This is a genomic window from Micromonospora sp. LZ34 (assembly GCF_052981855.1).
This window is the reverse complement of record NZ_JBRIQN010000013.1, coordinates 153145-171253: the sequence shown is the minus strand read 5'-3', so window position 1 is coordinate 171253 and position 18109 is coordinate 153145. Positions and strand designations below refer to the sequence as shown.

At 72.9% G+C, this 18109-nt stretch carries 15 protein-coding genes; 11 read left to right on the top strand and 4 right to left on the bottom strand.

Annotated elements, in window-relative coordinates:
• Positions 1–697: 697 nt before the first annotated feature.
• Positions 698–1213 (top strand): winged helix-turn-helix domain-containing protein, encoded by a 516-nt coding sequence (locus ACVCAH_RS16940; protein ID WP_447137095.1) that lies wholly within the window; start codon positions 698–700, stop codon positions 1211–1213.
• Between the two features lie 92 nt (positions 1214–1305).
• Here the strand turns inward: ACVCAH_RS16940 and ACVCAH_RS16935 are convergent, their stop codons facing one another.
• On the bottom strand, positions 1306–5676 hold the full coding sequence (locus tag ACVCAH_RS16935) for a S8 family serine peptidase (RefSeq protein ID WP_447137094.1): 4371 nt from the start codon (positions 5674–5676) through the stop codon (positions 1306–1308).
• A gap of 337 nt (positions 5677–6013) precedes the next feature.
• Here ACVCAH_RS16935 and ACVCAH_RS16930 point away from each other — a divergent pair, with 337 nt between their 5' ends.
• The gene (locus ACVCAH_RS16930) at positions 6014–6568 is read left to right on the top strand and encodes a winged helix-turn-helix domain-containing protein (RefSeq protein ID WP_447137093.1); all 555 of its coding nucleotides are present in this window, start codon (positions 6014–6016) and stop codon (positions 6566–6568) included.
• 41 nt (positions 6569–6609) lie between these two features.
• On the opposite strand, the gene ACVCAH_RS16925 is transcribed toward ACVCAH_RS16930, so the two are convergent.
• Positions 6610–7506, bottom strand: coding sequence for an AurF N-oxygenase family protein (locus tag ACVCAH_RS16925; protein ID WP_447137092.1), 897 nt, complete (start codon positions 7504–7506; stop codon positions 6610–6612).
• Between the two features lie 48 nt (positions 7507–7554).
• Between ACVCAH_RS16925 and ACVCAH_RS16920 the strand changes: the two genes are divergently transcribed.
• From ACVCAH_RS16920 to ACVCAH_RS16900, 5 genes are all read left to right on the top strand, one after another.
• Positions 7555–8271 carry a TetR family transcriptional regulator gene (locus ACVCAH_RS16920; RefSeq protein ID WP_447137091.1) on the top strand — a complete coding sequence of 239 codons (717 nt, stop codon included), beginning with the start codon at positions 7555–7557 and terminating at the stop codon, positions 8269–8271.
• Complete coding sequence (locus ACVCAH_RS16915) at positions 8268–8576, top strand: DUF4873 domain-containing protein (protein WP_447137090.1); 309 nt, start codon at positions 8268–8270, stop codon at positions 8574–8576. The genes ACVCAH_RS16920 and ACVCAH_RS16915 overlap by 4 nt, the downstream gene beginning before the upstream one ends.
• Entirely contained in the window at positions 8566–9438 is an 873-nt protein-coding gene (locus tag ACVCAH_RS16910) for an SDR family oxidoreductase (RefSeq protein ID WP_447137089.1), read from the top strand. Before ACVCAH_RS16915 ends, ACVCAH_RS16910 begins: the two co-directional genes overlap by 11 nt.
• Entirely contained in the window at positions 9435–10262 is an 828-nt protein-coding gene (locus ACVCAH_RS16905) for an alpha/beta fold hydrolase (RefSeq protein WP_447137088.1), read from the top strand. The genes ACVCAH_RS16910 and ACVCAH_RS16905 overlap by 4 nt, the downstream gene beginning before the upstream one ends.
• Positions 10263–10480: 218 nt before the next feature.
• Positions 10481–11431 (top strand): helix-turn-helix domain-containing protein, encoded by a 951-nt coding sequence (locus tag ACVCAH_RS16900; RefSeq protein WP_447137087.1) that lies wholly within the window; start codon positions 10481–10483, stop codon positions 11429–11431.
• Positions 11432–11485: 54 nt separating this feature from the next.
• Here the strand turns inward: ACVCAH_RS16900 and ACVCAH_RS16895 are convergent, their stop codons facing one another.
• Positions 11486–12373 carry an SDR family NAD(P)-dependent oxidoreductase gene (locus tag ACVCAH_RS16895; protein WP_447137086.1) on the bottom strand — a complete coding sequence of 296 codons (888 nt, stop codon included), beginning with the start codon at positions 12371–12373 and terminating at the stop codon, positions 11486–11488.
• A gap of 14 nt (positions 12374–12387) precedes the next feature.
• Positions 12388–13395: an alcohol dehydrogenase catalytic domain-containing protein gene (locus ACVCAH_RS16890; protein WP_447137085.1), complete on the bottom strand. Its 1008-nt coding sequence runs from the start codon at positions 13393–13395 to the stop codon at positions 12388–12390.
• A gap of 352 nt (positions 13396–13747) precedes the next feature.
• Here ACVCAH_RS16890 and ACVCAH_RS16885 point away from each other — a divergent pair, with 352 nt between their 5' ends.
• The 4 genes from ACVCAH_RS16885 to ACVCAH_RS16870 all read left to right on the top strand — a co-directional run bounded on the left by ACVCAH_RS16885 (position 13748) and on the right by ACVCAH_RS16870 (position 18053).
• Positions 13748–14452 carry a dihydrofolate reductase family protein gene (locus ACVCAH_RS16885; protein WP_447137084.1) on the top strand — a complete coding sequence of 235 codons (705 nt, stop codon included), beginning with the start codon at positions 13748–13750 and terminating at the stop codon, positions 14450–14452.
• A 42-nt stretch (positions 14453–14494) separates the two neighbouring features.
• Positions 14495–15511: a glycosyltransferase gene (locus ACVCAH_RS16880; protein ID WP_447137083.1), complete on the top strand. Its 1017-nt coding sequence runs from the start codon at positions 14495–14497 to the stop codon at positions 15509–15511.
• Positions 15512–15739: 228 nt separating this feature from the next.
• A complete protein-coding gene (locus ACVCAH_RS16875; RefSeq protein ID WP_447137082.1) occupies positions 15740–16942 on the top strand; it encodes a D-alanyl-D-alanine carboxypeptidase family protein in 1203 nt (400 codons plus the stop codon).
• A 61-nt stretch (positions 16943–17003) separates the two neighbouring features.
• On the top strand, positions 17004–18053 hold the full coding sequence (locus tag ACVCAH_RS16870; RefSeq protein ID WP_447137081.1) for a zinc-dependent alcohol dehydrogenase family protein: 1050 nt from the start codon (positions 17004–17006) through the stop codon (positions 18051–18053).
• Positions 18054–18109: the final 56 nt, after the last annotated feature.

The following is an 18109-nucleotide window of genomic DNA, read 5'->3' as shown; positions in this document are numbered from 1 at the left end:
GCGCACGCTGGTTCCACCAACGCACACGGCTGAACCGGGACTACGCCCTGGTCAGCTAGCAATTGGCGGCTGCCGTACTAGAGCAGTACCGGCCCCGCGCGGGTGCCCGCCGGCCGGCTCACCGCGCCGTGGCAACGGTTCACCCGGGCTCGCCGATGGCCGCGTCGGGCCGGAAATCGGAACCGCGCGGCGCCGCTGTCAGCCGTTGGCCGACCGCCACCGACAGCTGGAAGGACGTCAATGCGGTGTCGGAAATCCGTCGCGCGGTTTTCGACCCGGAAACGGATATTGTGAACCCGGCCCGACACCCGCGCGGAGCAGCTTGGACATTGTTCCGGCACATCGAGCTGCATTACTATTTTAACGGTCTCCCATCCTTCGGCGTTATGCCGTCGGGCGGGACTCGTCAGGCGGTGGGCGGAGCGACAGCCCACTGCCCAAGAGACATCTCGACGACAGGCGGAGTGCGCGGCGCCGCCTCGCCGCCGCCCGACCCTCCGCAGCAGACGATCCGGTGAATTTGGTCAAGCCATGATGAAAACGTTTACGGCGACCGGTGACAATCTCGACCGCATTCATGGATGCCTTCGCACAACTGTCTTTAACCGTACTGATACATGGCCTTACTAGGGTCTCAAATGATTGACGGACGTCGCGCGGTGACCGTCCCGAAATCGTGGGGGGAAGAGGTGGGGGGATGAGGGGGATCCGGGTCGCGTCCCTGGCGATCGGCATTGCTTCCTCGCCGGCCGAGCGCCGGCAGCTCGCGCACCTGCTCGGTGGGTCGGAGGCGTTCCTGATCGTGTCCAGCGTCGACCAGGCGAGGAGGTTCCTCGACGTGGTCGAGCCGCCGAGCGAGGCGACGGTGGCGCCACCGGACGGGGCGGTGCCGGCCGGGGCCGGGACGGATGCCGACACGCCACCACCGCCCGGCCTGACCGTCGACTCCGACCGACGGGTGCTGCGCTGGCTGGACCGCGAGATCGAGCTGACCCGGCTGGAGCACGACCTGCTGCTGTGCCTGGTCGGCTCGCCCGGGCAGGTCTGGACCTACGAACTGCTGCACCGCAAGGTCTGGGGCAACGAGCACCTCGGCCGCGGCTCCGACATGCACTCGGTGGTGCGGCGGGTACGGCGCAAGCTCGCCCGGCTGAACGCCTCGGCGACGATCCACGCGGTGCGCGGGGTCGGCTTCCGACTCGCTCCGGTCTGACCACCGACGGCCGCGGCTCGGCTCCGCCGGACGTGGAACGGCCCGCCTGGTGGGTCACCAGGCGGGCCGGACCTTGTCAGCTGACGATCAGGTCAGCAGCGGATCGGGGACAGTGCGAAGTCCTCCACGGTGGGAGCGGTGGTGGTGACCCTCGTCTGACGCGTCTGGGGCTTCCAGTCGTCCTTGGCGACGATCATGGTCATCGGGTTGTTCCGGCGGTCCAGCCAGTAGGCGTACTTGCCCTCGGCGTCGGTGGCGAAGGTCCACGACATCGCCCACGAGTCGACCTGGACGACCGCACCGGAGAGCGGCGAGCTGATACCCTGGCAGCTCGTCCCGGTGACCGTACCCATCAGCTTGCCCCAGGTCTTCGGAGGATTGACGTTCATCGTCACCGCCACCGGCGGCACCGTGTACGGCGTGTTCTCCTTGATCGCGACCGAGGCGGTGTAGGTACCCGGCTGGTCCACGTTCGCCGTCATCCCGACGGTGACCGTGACCTTCTCGCCCGGCGCCAGCGTGGCCGACGTCTTGTCGATCGTCATCCAGCTGACGTCGGCCGCCGCCTCGGCGCACTCCTCGAACCCGGGCAGCACCTCGCTGTCCGGGGTCGCGGTGAAGCTGCCGGACGACCCACCGATCTTGTAGAAGCCGCACGCCGCGCCACCGCGGTACCGCGGCGTGTTGGCGTTCGGCAGAGTCGACCACGAGCTGGTGGCCGGGTCGTAGGCAAAGCCGGCGTTGGTGATGGCCCCACCCTGCGAACCACCGACGACCAGGAGCCTGCCGTTGGCCACCGCGAAGGAGCTGGCCCAGTTGTCGGCCGGCGCGTCGGCGATGGCGGTCCAGGCGTTGGCACCCGGGTCGAAGGCGTAGCTGGCCTTCTGCGACGCGGCCCCGTCGTTGCCACCGGTGCAGTAGACGACGCCGTCGATCCCGCCGCAGGAGGCGAAGGCCACCGACTTCGGGTAGTTGGGCAGCGTCTCCCAACTGTCACCGGCCGGGTCGTACCGGACCACGCTGTTCGACATCGGCGTGCAGGCCGAGGTGGTGCAGCCGCCGATGGCGTAGAGCTTGCCGTCGACGACCGCCTGCCCGGCCGCAGAGCGCGCCGCGGGGTTGTCGGCCACCTTCGTCCAGGCGTTGGCCGCCGGGTCGTACGACCAGGTGGTGCCGGACGGGCCGGCCGCGGCCCAACCGCCGGTCGCGATGATCTTCCCACCCACGACGCCCACCGTCATGGCGTTACGGGCCTCGGGAAGGTCGGCGATCGGCGCCCAGGTCTGCGCGACCGGGTCGTAGACGAAGTTCTTCGTCGTTGACGCCGACCCGTTGCCGCCGGCGATCGAGTACACCTTGCCGTCCAGGTTCACCACCCGGTTGTCCATCACGTTCGCCGGGTAGTCGGCGATGTCCGTCCAGGGCGCGGCCTGCGGGCCGACCGCGGCGGACGTCGCCGTGGTGGACTTGCCGGACGCCGTGGCGGCGAACGACGTCGGGACGTCGAGCCGCTGCTCGGGTGCGCCGTCGGACCCGAGCACCTGCTGCGTGGTCAACCGGGACCCGTCGGCCCGGAGGAGCTCGAACCCGCCGTCGCGCTCGCTGAACTCGACGTCGACCGGCGCCCCGCCGGTGTTGGTCACCGTGAACGTCCTGCTGAGCTTGCCGGTGGGCATCTGGAGCGTTCCGCTCACCTGGGCCGGCTGGACCGACAGCCGGCCGGCCGCGAGCCGGAAGTTCGCCGCGGTCGCCCAGTCGGCCTGGACGTCCACGGTCTCGGTCTGGCTGACGTAGTTCCCGGCCGTCGCGGTGAACGGGTGCGGCCCGGTCAGCGAGGAGAAGAGCCAGTAGAAGCCGTCCGCCAACTCGGTGTCGTCCGGGGTGGCCACGGTGGTGGCCTTCTCCGCTGGCCGGTCCTTGCTGGTGACGGTGGCGCCGTTGACGTAGCCGCTGTCGTTGGCGTCCCGGACGTGGCCGAGCACCAGGCCGCCGTTGGTCGGCCGGCAGATGACCTGGCTGCCGATCAGGACGTTGTCGACCTCCCACCACCACTCGAAGGAGGCGTCGTAGTAGTGGAAGCGGACCTGGACCTGCGCCTGCCCGGCGGCCTGCGGGATCGGGATCTCGGTCACCCGCGGTCCGCGTACGTCGGCCGCCTGCCGGAGCACGTTCGTCCAGGTGGCACCGCCGTCGACGCTGAGGTCGACGTCGGCGCGGTCCGGACCCAACCAGTTGAAGTCCTGGTTGAACCGGATCACCGGGGCCGCGACGTCGGTCAGGTCGACGACCGGGCTGACCAGGGACGTGTCCTGCCGTCCGCCGGAGCCGTACTCGTCGCTGTCGATGATTGCGAAGTTGCCGGTGCCGCCGGTCAGGTTGCCGCGGTTGCCGTCGTCGGTGAACTTCCACACCTGACCGGTGCCCGCGTGGTCGACCACGGTCCAGCCGGCCGGCGCGGTGCTGCCGTCGAAGGTCTCGTACACGCCGTCGGAGCCGAACGTGTAACCGGGCGCGGTGGTGCAGGCGTTCGTCTGCACCGGCACGGCGATGTTGGCGGTGACGTTGCCCGCGCCGACGACGACCTCCCTGGTCACCGTCTGGTAGCCGGGGTACTGCGGCTCGACCTTCAGGGTGTACGTCGCCCCGGACGGCAGCGTGAGGCTGTAGCGGCCGTTGGTGGGCGCGGTGTAGTCGGAGACCCCCGACGTGCCCACGACGCTCACCTTCGCGTAGAGGGGCCAGCCGTGTCCGGAGCCGTCGGTGACCGCCCCGCTGACGGTGACGCTCGGCACCGCCGTCAGCGCGACGTTGGCCGTCGTGGTCGCGTCCTTGGTCACCGTCGCCGGCACCGTCCTGGACTGGTAGCCGAACGCGGCGACGGCGACCTGGTAGTCGCCGACCGGGAGGAGCGACGAGTACGTCCCGTCGGCCCCGGTGGTCAGCTGCCGGGACGCCGGCCCGGTCACGGTCACCGTGGCGTCCGCGATCGGGGCGCCGGTGGCCGCGTCGGTGACCGTGCCGGCCAGGGTGCCGGTGTCGCCGATCGGGGCGCCGTTGAGCAGCGCGAGGGCGTCCAGCCGGCCCTCGCCGAACACGTTGTTGTCGTCGGCGGTGCCGCCGCACTGGGCGTCTTCCTTGTCGATCGCCGTGTTGTCGAGCAGGGCGCGGGTCGCGTCGACCTCACCGGCCAGCGCCGGCGCCGCCGACCAGAGCAGCGCGATCGCTCCCGCGAGGTGCGGGGCGGCCATGGAGGTGCCGCTGATGGCGCCGTAGCCGTTGCCCGGAATGCTGGACCGGACGTTCACCCCGGGTGCCGAGATGTTGGGCTTGATCTGGCCGTTCTGCCCAGGACCCCGGGCCGAGAAGCTGGCGATGTTGTTGTTGACGTCGTACGCGCCGGAGGAGTAGTTGCTGGCCAGGCTGCCCGGCGAGCCGCTGGTCTGGCAGGCCGGTCCGCTGTTGCCGTTGGAGAAGACGCCGAAGATGCCCGACTCCGCCCAGGCCAGCGTCACGTCCTCCATGAACGGGTCGTTGGAGGGCAGCCGGGTTCCCCACGAGTTGTTGATGATGTTCGGCCGCTTGCTGGCGTCCGGGTTCTGCCCGTTGAGGTCCGTCGGCTCGAGCATCCACTGCCCGGAGTTGACCAGCGCGGCGTCGCTGGGGCAGCAGCCGTTCGCCGCGATCCACTTGACCTCGGGTGCGACGCCGATCTGGTTCGTCCCGTCGGAGCCGGCCATGGTGCCCATCGTGTGGGTGCCGTGACCGTCGCCGTCACACGGGGTGGCGCAGGTCCCGGCGGCGTTGAACCAGTTGTAGTTGTGGTCGAACGTGCCGTCGCCGTTGTTGCCGCGGTAGGAGTTCACCAGCGCCGGGTGGTCGAACTGGACGCCGGTGTCGATGTTGGCGATGGTGATGCCCTCGCCCTTGACGCCGTACTGGGACCAGACGTCGTCGGCGTTGATGTTCGCGATGCCCCACTCGAGGGCGTTCACGGTCTTCTCGTCGGTGCCCTTGGTGGTCTCGGGCACCTGGTAGACGACCGGGGCGTACAGGCCCTCCACCTCGGCGTGGGCGGCGATGTTCTGCGCCATCGCCAGCGAGCCGCCGCTGACCCTGATGGCGTTGGTCGCCCAGAACGTCTGGTACTTGGCGCCGGCGCCGTCGAGCTCGGCCCGGATCTTGGCCTGGCTCTCGGCGGCGGTCTTCTTCAGCGCCTCCGCCACCGCGGTGCCCCGCTCGGCCCAGTCCTTGATGGCGCGGGCCTGGCTGAGGTCCGCCCGGTCCGTGAAGCGGATCCAGAAGTCGCTCTCGGTCTTGCCTTCGAGCTGCTGGGCGAGATCGGGTCGGATCTTGTCCGACGGTGAGGCCGCACCTGCTGCCGCCCCGGCCAGCGCCGCCTGCGCGCCGGTGCCGGTCGTGGCCAAACCTGCCGCGGCGAGAACCATCGCCGCGGCGGCGCTCACCAGCGATCTGGCTGTGCGCCTCCTGTGTGGACGTCTGAACATCGGTGCTGCCTCCTTCAGAACGACCCGGAGTGGGGTGAGCCCTGGCGGAGGGTGCAGGGGGTCGTGTCCCCTGTGGATGAAAAGCGGAACCTACGAACCCCTCCATGCCCCCCAGGCGCCGCGCGGGTCACGCCGGCTGCCCGACTGGACACTATGATCTAGCAGAAAGGACGATCAAGAACTTGCCGTGAGCAACTTGTCACTAACCGTTTGCTGACTGGTGGCAACGTTGCCGAATATTGTCACAAGACGATGAAGCTGGGCAGTCGCTGCCCATCGTTTCCGGGCGGGTGCGGTGGCCGAGGACGACGAGAGCACGGTGCCGGGCGGGTCCGATCCGGCGGACGAACTGTTCCCGCTGCTGATCGCCGTGACGCCGTCGGCGGCCGAACGGATCCGGCTCGCCGAGCGCCTCGACGGCATCGCGCCCCTGCTGCTCGTCGCCGACCTCGACGAGCTGCGCCGGCTGATCTCCGCCCCGCAGCAGCTCCGCGAACGGTCGTCCGCCCCGGCGCCCACCGCCGCGCCCGAGGTGGCCGACAGCACCCTGCTGATCGACTCCGCCCGGTCCACCGCCCGCTGCCGCGACCGGGAAGTCGGCCTGACCCGGCTCGAGCACGACCTGCTGGTCTGCCTGACCACCGAGCCGGTGCGGGTCTGGAGCTACGCGGAGCTGCACCGGTCGGTCTGGCGGGACGAGGGGTTGCGGCGCAAGGCGGACGTGCAGTCGGTGGTGAAGCGGCTGCGACGCAAGCTCACCGACCTGGGCACCGGGGTCACCATCGACACGGTCCGCGGGGTCGGACTGCGGCTCACCGACCACCAGCGACCGAGGGTCAGCGGCACCTGACGCCTGCCCGACTTGGGCAGCATCCGTCGCGCCGGGCCCGGTCAGATGAGGCCGGCGCGCGTCCAGAGCAGCCGTCCCGGCCCGGCCACCAGCCCGAGGCCCGCCAGGTGGTCGTAGACCTTCGCCGCCGACCAGCGCAGGGTGGCGCGCCAGTGCGGGTTGGCCCGGGCGGCGGCGCGGCCGGCCGCGGGCGGGATGCCGACCGCGGCGTACGCGTCGGGATGGACCAGGCGGTCGGCGATCGCGCAGGCGGCGCGGCCGATCAGCAGCCGGGCGTACGACAGGCCCAGCGGCCCGGCGGCCTCGACCTGGCGGCTGAGCTCCGCGCGGGCGAACCGCACGTGCCGCGCCTCCTCGACCACGTGGATCCGCGACACCATCCGGATCAGCGGTTGCAGCGACTCGTCGGCCATGATCTCCCGCTGGAACGCGTCGAGGATCTCCTCCGCGATGAGGATCGCGGCGAACATCCGCGGCCCGCTGGCGGTGGCCTTGAGGAAGCGCCCGAGCGCGTGGTCGACCGGGCTCGCCCGGTAGACCGGGCAGCCCATCGCCTCGATGAGCCGGCCGAACATGATGGAGTGCCGGCACTCGTCGGCGACCTCGGTCAGCGCGTACTGGGCGTGCCGGCTGGTCGGGTCGGCGTCGTAGTAGTGCCGGATCAGCATCTGCATGAGGATCGTCTCGAACCACACCCCGGCGCTGGCCGCGCTGGCCACCTCGTGCTTGGTGAGCTCGACGCGCTGCTCCTCGCCGAGCCGGTCCCACAGCGGGGTGCCGCAGAGGCTGCTGCGGTGCGGCGGGAGCCAGTAGGCGCCGGGCACCGGTGGCGCGTCCCAGTCGATCTCGACGGTCGGGTCGTAGCTGGTCCGCAGCGAGGAGGTGAGCAGTCGCGCGGCGACCTCCTCGCGCTCCGGCCGAGCCGGTGTCGTCTCCATGACGCCTCCATATTGACGTGACGCCCGGTAACTGTTACGAGTAGTAGCATGCAATCGCCCCTGACGGATGTCAATGGATCCGAGCCCTCCGGCGGTGCGCCCGCGACCCGGGCGAACGGCCGCCGGGACCGCTGGGCCGACCACCGGGAACAGCGCCGGCAGGAACTCATCGGGGCGGCCGTGCAGGCGTTGCTGCGGCACGGGCCGGAGGTCGACATGGACCAGGTGGCCGCCACAGCCGGGGTGAGCAAGCCGGTCCTCTACCGCTACTTCGCCGACAAGTCGCAGCTCTGGCTCGCCGTCAGCGAGGTGGTGGCCGCGCGGGTGGTCGACGCGATCGCGCCGGCGATCGAGCAGGTCCGCGAGGAACGCGGGCTGGTCGAGGCGACCATCGACGCGTACCTCGGGGTGATCGAGTCGGAGCCGACGCTCTACCGCTTCCTGATGCACCAGTCGAGCCACCCGGGCATCCACCAGGTGGTCGCCGGCACCAGCCGGCAGGTGGCGGCCGGGCTGGCCCGGGTGATCGGCGACCGGCTGCGCGCGCTGGGCCTCGACGCCGGTCCGGCGGAGCCCTGGGCGTACGGCCTGGTCGGGTTCGTGCAGGCGGTCGGTGACTGGTGGACCACGAACGGGCAGCCGATCCGCCGGGCGGCCCTCACCGACTACCTGACCACACTGCTGTGGAGCGGCATCGAGGGAGTGCGGCGCAGCGCCGACCTGCCGCGCGAGCTCACCCGCGCGCACGAACGGGTCAGGCCGTGAGCTACCACGGCCCGGCGCACGTCGCGGGCGTGCCGGTCCGGGTGCACCTGAGCGGGCGGTGGGAGCCGGTCGACGGCCGCTACCACTGGGGTGGGCGGATCGAACCCGCGCCGGAGCTGGCCCGGCTGGTCCGGTCCGGCCGGCGCGACGTCGAGCTGCGTATCGCCGACCGGCCCAGCCCGGCCCGGCTGGCCGAGGTCGACCCGTGGGGCGGCGTACGGATCACCGGCGTGGGCGGTCCCCCATGGCCGTGCGCGCTGCCCGGCCGCGCCGACCCGGAACCGGAGCGCGCCGATGCGGTATGACCTCGCGGGCAGGACGATCCTGGTCACCGGCGCGGCGCGCGGCATCGGGGCCGAGCTGGCCCGCTGCGCGGCCGCCCGGGGTGCCCGGGTCGCGCTCGTCGGACTGGAACCCGACCTGCTGAAACAGCTCGCCGCCGACCTCGACGCGCACTGGTACGAGTGCGACGTCACCGACCAGGCCGCGCTCGACGCGGCCGTGGCGTCCACGGTGGATCGGTTCGGCGGCGTCGACGTGGTGGTCGCCAACGCCGGCATCGCCAACCTCGGCACCGTCGCGCTGGGACCGGTCGACGCCCTGGTCCGTACCGTCGAGGTGAACCTCTGCGGCGCGATCCGGACGGTCAGCGCGGCGCTGCCCCACGTCACCGCCGCCCGCGGCCACGTCCTGATCGTCTCGTCCGCCGCGGCCTTCACGGCGATGCCCGGGATGGCCGCCTACTGCGCGTCCAAGGCGGGCGTCGAGCAGTTCGCCAACGTGCTGCGGCTGGAGACCCGCCGGCAGGGTGTCACCGTCGGCACCGCGCACCCGATCTGGATCGACACCGATCTGGTGAGGGACATCCGCGACGATCTGGCGTCGTTCCGCGCCACGCTGCGCCGGCTGCCGCGGCCGCTGTCCACGGTGGTGCCCGTCGAGCAGTGCGCCCTCGCCCTGATGAGGGGCATCGAGCGCCGCCGGCGCAAGGTCTACGTGCCGCGCTCGCTCGCCGTGGTACAGGCGCTGCGACCGGTCGTGTTGAGCGGCCTCACGGACGCGCTGGTCACCCGGCTGGGCGGCCGCACCCTGGTCGACCAGATGGAGGACGAGGTGCGCCGGCTCGGGCGCTCCTTCGGCCGGACCTCGGTGGGAGGGAAGCCATGAAGGTCCACTTCCGGCGGGCGGGCAGCGGTGCGCCGCTCGTGCTCGTCCACGGCATCGGCCACCGCCACCAGGCGTGGGAACCGGTCTTCGACCGGCTCGCCGCGCACCACGAGGTGATCGCGCTCGACCTGCCCGGTTTCGGCGACTCACCGGTGCCCGACGCCGGCCTGCCCGCCGACATGGCCGGCACCGTCGCCGCGATCCTGCCGGTGTTGGCCGGGTGGGGACTGGAGCGTCCGCACGTGGCCGGCTACAGCCTGGGCGGGGCGATCAGCCTGGAACTCGCCGCCGCCGGGGCGGTCGCCTCGGCCACCGCCCTCTCCCCCGCCGGTTTCTTCACCCCGGCCGAGCGGCGGCGGGCCCTGGCCATCCTCACGCTGTTGCGGGCCAACTCGTACCTGCCCACCCCGATCATGCGGCTCGCGCTGCGCTCGGCGTACCTGCGGGCGATGTGCTTCGCGCCGCTGGTGGCGCGGCCGCGGCTGCTGGACTTCGACCGCGCGCTGGGCGACGCGCTCGCGCTGCGGCGGGCGGTCGGCTTCCGCACCGTGGCCCGGGCCGCCCGCGGCTACCGCTTCGACGGTGCCCGGCTGGCCGCGACGACGGTGCCGGTGACCATCGGCTGGGGCGACTGCGACCGGATCTTCGGCGTCCACCAGGCCGAGCGCGCCCGGGCCGGGCTGCCGGCGGCCCGGGTGGTGACCCTGCCCGGCTGCGGGCACGTGCCGATGAGCGACGACCCGGACCTGGTCGCCGCGCTCATCCTGGAGACCACCGGTGCGGTGCCCCGCACCGAGCGGCGGGACCCGTCCGTCGCCGCGTAGCGACCCTGGATCCCGCCGTTCCCCTCGACCCGTGCACCCCGCCGTTCGCCCTGCCCGCCGAGCGCCGCCGAACCGGGCTTTTCCCAGTGAGCTGGTAGGTTTGACGCCGCAATCGGCGCTGAGCTGCGGAGACGCCGCCCCGGCGCCGACACCCCGGACCGAAGCAGACAGATGACGCACACGTACCCCAGAACCGCCCGCCGACCGGCCCGGGACCGTTGATCCCCGCCGCTCGCCAGGAGGGCGCCGGGCAGCGGGACGAGCCGTTCGCCCGCAGCCGGGCGGCCGAGCACGCCCTACCCTCGCAGCGGTTACTGTGCAGTAGCGAGCTGGGTTGGCGCGGCCTGCTGGCCCGCAGCTACCGGGACCCGGCGCAGGCCGAGGAGTTCCGCACCGCCCAGTCGCCCGACCTGCTGTTCGTGCTGGTGACCAGTGGGACCTACCTGATCGAGAGTCGCCGGGGCGGTCGCTGGCGGCGCGCGGCCTACCACCCCGGCTCCGTCGGCGTCACCGCGCCGGGCAACGCGAGTGTGCTCCGCTGGCGGTCGACCTCCGGGCAACCGATGGAGTCGCTGCATGTGCACCTGGACGCGGGCCTGCTGGCGGAGACGGGGCGCGGGCTCGGTGGCAGCCAGGTCCGGTCCGGGTACCCCGCGTTCCCGGACGCGCTGTCACTGGACGACCCGCTGGTGTCGGCGGCCGGAACCATGGTGCTGAAGGCCCTGCGCCAGCAGGCGCCGCCGCTGTACGCCGACTCGTTGGCGCAGATGCTCGCCACCCACCTGCTGTACCGGGGAGCGTTGGAGTCACCGGCCGACGCCGTCCGGCCGGCGCGGCTCGGGGCGGTGCGGCTGCGCCGCGTCACCGAGTACATGCACGAACACCTGCGGCACGAGATCAGCCTCGACGACCTCGCCGCGCAGGCGAACGTCAGCAAGTACCACTTCCTGCGCATGTTCGCCCGGGAGACCGGCTTCACGCCGCACCGCTACCTCACCCGGCTGCGGATGCGGCACGCGGCCGGCCTGCTCCGGGACACCGACCAGACCGTGCTGCAGATCGCCCTCGCCTGCGGCTACCGCAGTCCCGGCCAGTTCGCGGCGGCGTTCCGCCGCGCGTACGGACGCTCGCCGTCCCGGTTCCGGACCGACCGCACCGGGCCCGGCTGACCGGCGGGAAGCGCGGCGGTTCGCCCGCGCACCCGACGGTCAGCCGCGCTCGCGTCAGGCGTGCGGGTGCAGGAGGTCGTCGAGACCGACGCGGGTGAGGAACTCGACGCGGATCCGGTCGGCGACCGCGCTGACCACCTCGGCGCCGTCGTCCGCCGGGTCGACGTGGACCCGGAACGGACGCTTGCCGTGCGGGGTGCCGACCACCCGCACCACCGCGGCGGCCACCTCCCCGACGTCGGCGTCGGCCGGGGCCAGGGCGGCCAACCGCTGCGACACCTGCTCCATCAGCCCGCTGTAGCGCTCCTCGTACGCCTTCACCGTGTCGACGTCCGCGGGGCGCCCGCTGTGCGCGAAGTGGTTCGTGCCGTGGGTGAATGCTCCCGGTACGACGATGGTGGTCTCGATGCCGAACCGCGCCAGCTCCGCGGCGTAGCTGACCGCGAGGGCGTCCATGCCGGCCTTCGCCGCGAAGTACGGCGCGAGGTAGGGCGGGGTGCCGCCGCGGGTGCTGCTGCTTCCGATCCAGAGCAGCAGGCCACGGCCCTGGGCGCGCAGGTGCGGCAGTGCCGCCCGGTTGACCCGCTGGGTACCCAGCACGTTGACGTCGTAGACGTGGGCGATCTCCTCCGGGGTGAACGCCTCGGTGGGGCCGGTGACCATGTGGCCGGCGTTGTGGATCAGCACGTCGAGGGTTCCGTGCGCGGCGAGGATCGCCGCGACGGCGGCGTCGGCCGACTCCTGCGACTGCACGTCGAGTTCGATCGTGCGCAGGTCCACCGCGTTGGCCTCGGCGAACGCGGCGGCCTCGGCGACGGCCGGGGCGTTGCGCCCGGTGGTGGCGCGCATGCTGGCGTAGACGGTGTGGCCGGCGTCGGCCAGGGCCCGGGCGGTGAGCGCACCGAAGCCGCTGGACGCGCCGGTGACCAGGATGACGGACATGTTCTCCACTCCACTCAGAAGGCGATGACCCGGCGACCGGCGCTGCCCCCGGCGGCCATCGCTTCCAGGGCCTTGGGAGCGTCGCCGAGCGGGATCGGGGTGACGTCGGGAACGATCGCGTGGGCCGCCGAGAAGGCGAGCGTGTCGCGCAGGTCGTGCGGGGAGCCGGACGGGTTGGCCATGACGCGCAGCCGGTTGAGCACCATGGGCTGGGTCGGCAGGAGCAGCGGGCTGTTGTCGTACCCGCAGAGCACCAGCGTGCCGTCCGGGGCGAGCCCACCGAACGCCGCCGCCGCGGCCGCCGTCGACGGGGCCGCGTTGAGGACGACGTCGGCGCCGCCGTCCCACCTCTTGAGCGCCGCGGCCGGATCGGTCTCGTCGGTGGACACGTACCGCTCCGCACCGAGCGCCCGCGCGTGCTCCTCGGACCTGCGCGACTGTCCGATGACGGCGACCCGGGCGCCCATCGCGACGGCGTACCGGATCGCCAGCGCGCCGATCCCACCGGACCCGATGACCGCGACGCGACTGCCGGCCCGGACGCCACCCTGCCGCAGCCCGTTGAACGCGGTGATCCCGGCGCACATCAGCGGGGCGGCCGCGACCGGGTTCAGCCCCGCCGGCAGCGGGGTGACGAACCCCGCCTTGAACACCGCGTACTCCGCGTAGCCGCCGTCGGCGACGATGCCGGTGATCCGCTTGCTCGGGCAGAGGATCTGCTCGCCGCGCACGCAGTGGTCACAGTGCCCGCACGAGTCGTACAGGAACTGCGCGCCGACCGCGGTCCCCACCGCCGGCCAGGTGACCCCCGACCCGGCGGCCTCGACGATCCCGGTGACCTCGTGGCCGGGCACCACCGGGAACCGGGCGAACGGGAAGTGTCCGCGGAGCAGGTTGAGGTCGGTGAAGCAGACGCCGCACGCGGTGATCCGGACGAGCACCTCGCCCGGTCCGGGTGTGGGCACGTCACGCTCGACAAGAGACAGCGGGGCGTCCACCCCGGTTGCTACAGCGGCAAACATCGGCACTCCAACTCACATCGGCCCGCCGGGGTGGCTCGGTGGGCGGGCGTTGACACGGCGGTCGGTACGCCGGACGGCGGACGGCACGTCCGGCACCGTCGAGGCGCGTGGCGCCGGCCCCGGCGCGCTCCCCAGTCTGGGTCGGGCCCGCGGTCATGATCGACCTGAGGATTGCTCGATGAGCGCCGGAAATTGCGCTCCTCGGCCCTGGCGGACCCTCGGCTCGGCCGCCCTTCCGTCCAGGTGTGACCGCCGTCACGCGGTCGCGCTGTCGGGGTCTCCCGGTCGGCTCCGACCTGTCAGCGAGCAGGCGCCCGGAGCGGGTGTCGACGATCGAGAGGACCGTGGCGAGATGACGAAGGTGACCGCCCAGCTGTCGGTGTCGGTGGACGGGTTCTACGCCGGGCCGCGGCACACCGGCGACGGCGACTGGATGACGTCGGCCGAGAGCGCGGGGTTCTTCCGGGTGACCCGGTGGGTGACCGACGCGATGGCCTGGCGCGAACGGCAGGGCTTCGCCGGCGGCGAGCGGGACACGAACTCCGACGTGATCGCCGAGTCGTTCGCGGCGGCCGGGGCGTACGTGATGGGGCGGCGGATGGCCGACGGGGGTGAGGTGCCGTGGGGCGAGGAACCGCCGTTCCGCGCGCCGGTCTTCGTCGTCACGCACCGCGCCCGCCAGCCGCTGATGCGCAAGGGTGGCACCAGCTTCACCTATGTCACCGACGGCGTGGCCAGCGCGGTCGAGCAGGCACGGGCCGCGGCCGGTGGCAAGGACGTCGCCGTGGCCGGCGGCGGCGGCCTGGTGCGGCAGGTGCTCAAGGCCGGGCTGCTCGACGAGTTGGAGCTGCACGTCGTGCCGGTCGTGCTCGGCACGGGTCTGCGGCTGTTCGACGCGGACCTCGACCTGGGCGACAAGGAGGCGGTCGAGCTGACGCCGACCCGGGTCATCCCGACTCCGCAGGTCACCCACATCCGTTACGCGGTGGGCGGCCGCGCCCCGCTCGTGCTCGACGACCGGGGCAGCGGTGGCGGTCGGACGACCGTCACGCCGTGACAACGCCGTCCTGCCGGGCGGTCGGGAGTAGGGTTCGTCGGCATGCGCGTGCTGTTCGCCAGCCTCGCCTCGGTCGGCCACACCTATCCGCTGGTCCCGCTCGCGGTCGCCGTCCGGGAGGCCGGACACGAGGTGCACTTCGCCGCCGGCGAGGCGGTGCACGCACCGCTGGCCGCGAACGGGCTGCGACCGTTCCGTCCCGCGGACGCGTTCTACGAGCTGTACGCCGAGGACCTCGAACCGGAGCTGGCGCGGCTGCGGCCCGACCTGGTCATCCACGGGTGGGGCGTGCCGGGGGCCGCCGTCGCCGCGCACCGCGCCGGTATTCCGAGCATCTGGCACGGATTCGGCCGCATCTTCCCGGACGGGATCGGCCTCGAGCCGCCCGGGAAGGACCCCGAGACCGCCGGACGGCCGCACCTGGACATCTGTCCCCCGTCCCTGCAGGACCGGGACTTTCTCGCCACCGCGGAGCGGATCGAGGTGCGGCCGGTGCCCTACTCCGCACCGGCCACACCGTCCACCGGGGACAGCCAGCTCACCTCCCGGCCGCTGATCTACCTGACGCTCGGTACCGCGTTCGGCACCGCGGAGCTGCTCAGGACGGCCGTCTCGGGGTTGGCGACGCTGGGCGCGCGGGTGGTGGTCGCCGCCGGCCGGGTGCCCCCGGAACAGCTCGGTGACCTGCCGCGCAACGTCACCGTGCAGCCCTGGGTGCCGCAGGCGGAGCTGCTGCCGCACGTCGACGTGGTGGTGCACCACGGCGGCAGCGGCACCACCCTCGGGGCGCTCACCGTCGGCGCTCCGCAGCTGATCCTGCCCCAGGGAGCCGACCAGTTCACCAACGCCGACGCGCTGACCGCCGCCGGGGCGGCGTTGCGCCTGCTGCCCGCCGAACTGAGCGCGGACGCGATCGCCGAGCAGGCCCGCCGGCTGTTGCCGCAGAGCGGACGAGCCGGTCACCGTGACGCGGCGCGCGCGATCGCCGAGGAGATCAGCCGGATGCCCTCCCCGGCCCAGGTCGCCCGCCACCTGCCGGAGCACGCCCGGCGGGACTGAGTCGGCACACCGGACACCGGCGGTCAGCGGGCGAAGCCGACGCTTCGGACGGTGCGTCGCAGACGGAAAGCAATGGGCCTTCGCGGACGATTCGGCGCAGTTCAGCCCACCAGGGTGCAAGCCCGCGGCAGCGACGGAACATGGCGAACAGGGATCAGCAGCGCCGCCGTCGCAGCGCTTTCGCCAATCGGAACTCGGCGGCCGGGCCGACGATTACCGTACGTTAACGTGACCATCTCTTCGGTTACCGCAGCGGCGCTCGGCGCCCTCCTGGTCCTGCCCGGCGTCGCGGTCGCGCCACCGACCCGGGCCGAGGCCGCCCCGTACGTGCCGTGCCCGACGGTGAAGCCGCCGGCGCCGCCGCCCGCCGCGCCGTCGCCGCCACCGGTCGGTCCCGCCGAGCGGGCGGTCGGCGGGCAATCGCTGGCGACGGCGGGGCTGGCCGTGCCGCCGGGCGCGCCGAAGGCGCCGGCGGTGACCGCCACCTCGTGGCTCGTGGCGGACCTCGACAGCGGTGCGGTCCTGGGTGGCTGCGGTCCGCACGAGCGCCGGACGCCGGCCAGCGTGCAGAAGCTGCTGCTGGCGGCGGCCCTGATGCCGCGCCTCGATCCGGCCCAGATGGTCGAGGTGACCCGGGCGGATCTGCGCGATCTCGATCCGGAGAGTTCGCTGATGGGGGTCATCGCGGGCGGCCGGTACTCGGTCGAGAGCCTGTGGCTGGGACTGCTGCTCAAGTCGGGCAACGACGCGGCCAACGTGCTCGCGCGCCTCGGCGGCGGCAGCGCCGGCCGGCCGGGCGGCGTGCAGGCGATGAACGACGAGGCGCGCCGGCTGCGCGCGCACCAGACGCACGCGGTGACGCCCTCGGGCCTGGACGGGCCCGGTCAGTACACCAGCGCGTACGACCTGGCGCTGATCGCCCGAGCCGCCTTCGCCCGCGAGGACTTCTGCCGGTACATCGCCACCACGGTGGCGCAGATACCGGCGCAGCCGACCAACCCCGGCTTCGCGATCGTGCACGACAACACGCTGCTCGGGAAATACCCCGGGACGGTCGGTGGAAAGACGGGCTTCACCGACCTGGCGCGGCAGACGTACGTCGGCGTGGCCGAACGCGACGGTCGGCGGCTCGCGGTCACCCTGCTCGGTGCGGAGACCGCTCCACTGGGCAGCCTGGGAGAAGCTTCCGTCCTGCTCAACTGGGGTTTCGACCTTCCTCGCGGTGCGTCCGTCGGTCACCTGGTCACGCCCGAGGAGAAGAAGTACGACCGGCCCGTCGTTCCGGTCAAGGGCGAGCGCGACGGTGAAGCCGGGGAGTCGTCGTCGTTGCCCGCGGCGCTCGGTCTCGGCGCCGCCCTCGTCCTGGCCGTCCTGTTCCTGGCGGTTCCGTGGTGGCGCAGGGTCGCGCGGCGGGAGACCGACCGACCCTAGCGTGCCGGCCCGCGCGGGGGGTGGGATGCCGGCGGGTGCGCGGCATGTGAGGATGCGGCGCATGCGTGCGGTGATCTTCGACGAGTTCGGTGCCCGACCCGAGGTCCGCGACGTGCCGGACCCGGCGCCACCGCCCGGGGGCGCGGTCATCCGGGTCGAGGCGACCGGGTTGTGTCGCAGCGACTGGCACGGCTGGCAGGGACACGACCCGGACATCCGCCCGCCACACGTCCCCGGCCACGAGTTCGCCGGCGTGGTCACGGCGGTCGGCGCGGGCGTACGCGGCTGGCGGCCCGGCGATCGGGTCACCGCGCCCTTCGTCTGCGCCTGCGGTCGGTGCCCGGCCTGCCTGGCCGGCGACCAGCAGGTCTGCGAGCGGCAGACGCAGCCGGGCTTCACCCACTGGGGCTCGTTCGCCGAGTACGTGGCGGTGCGGGACGCCGAGGTCAACCTGGTCCGGCTCCCCGACGAGCTGGACCACCCGGCCGCGGCGGCGCTCGGCTGCCGGTTCGCCACGGCGTTCCGGGCCGTGGTCGGCCAGGGACGGGTCGCCGCGGGCGAATGGGTGGCGGTGCACGGGTGCGGCGGTGTGGGGCTCTCCGCGGTGATGATCGCGGCGGCGTGCGGCGCGCGGGTGGTGGCGGTCGACATCGCTCCCGGCGCGCTCGAGCTGGCCCGCAGCTGCGGGGCGACGGTCTGCCTGGACGGCGGTGCCCTTACCGGGCCCGGCGCGGTGGCCGCGGCCGTCCGGGGGGCGACCGGCGGCGGCGCCCACCTGTCCCTCGACGCGTTGGGCAGCCACGCCACCTGCACCGCCTCGATCGAGAGCCTGCGGCGGCGCGGACGGCACGTGCAGGTCGGGCTCCTCCCCGCCGCCCAGGGCCGGCCGGCCCTGCCGATGGAGCTGGTGATCGCGTACGAGCTGGAGCTGCGGGGCAGTCACGGCATGCCCGCGCACGCCTATCCCGAACTGCTCCGGCTGGTCACCGCCGGCGTGCTGCGCCCCGCCGAGCTGGTCACCCGGACCATTGGCCTGGCCGAGGCGCCCGACGCGTTGGTCGCGATGGACCGGCCCGCCGCCGGCGGGATGTGCCTCATCCGTCCACACTGACCGCTTGGGCCGAGCCGGCCGGCATCTTGTGGCAAGGATTGAACGGTGGTTCAATC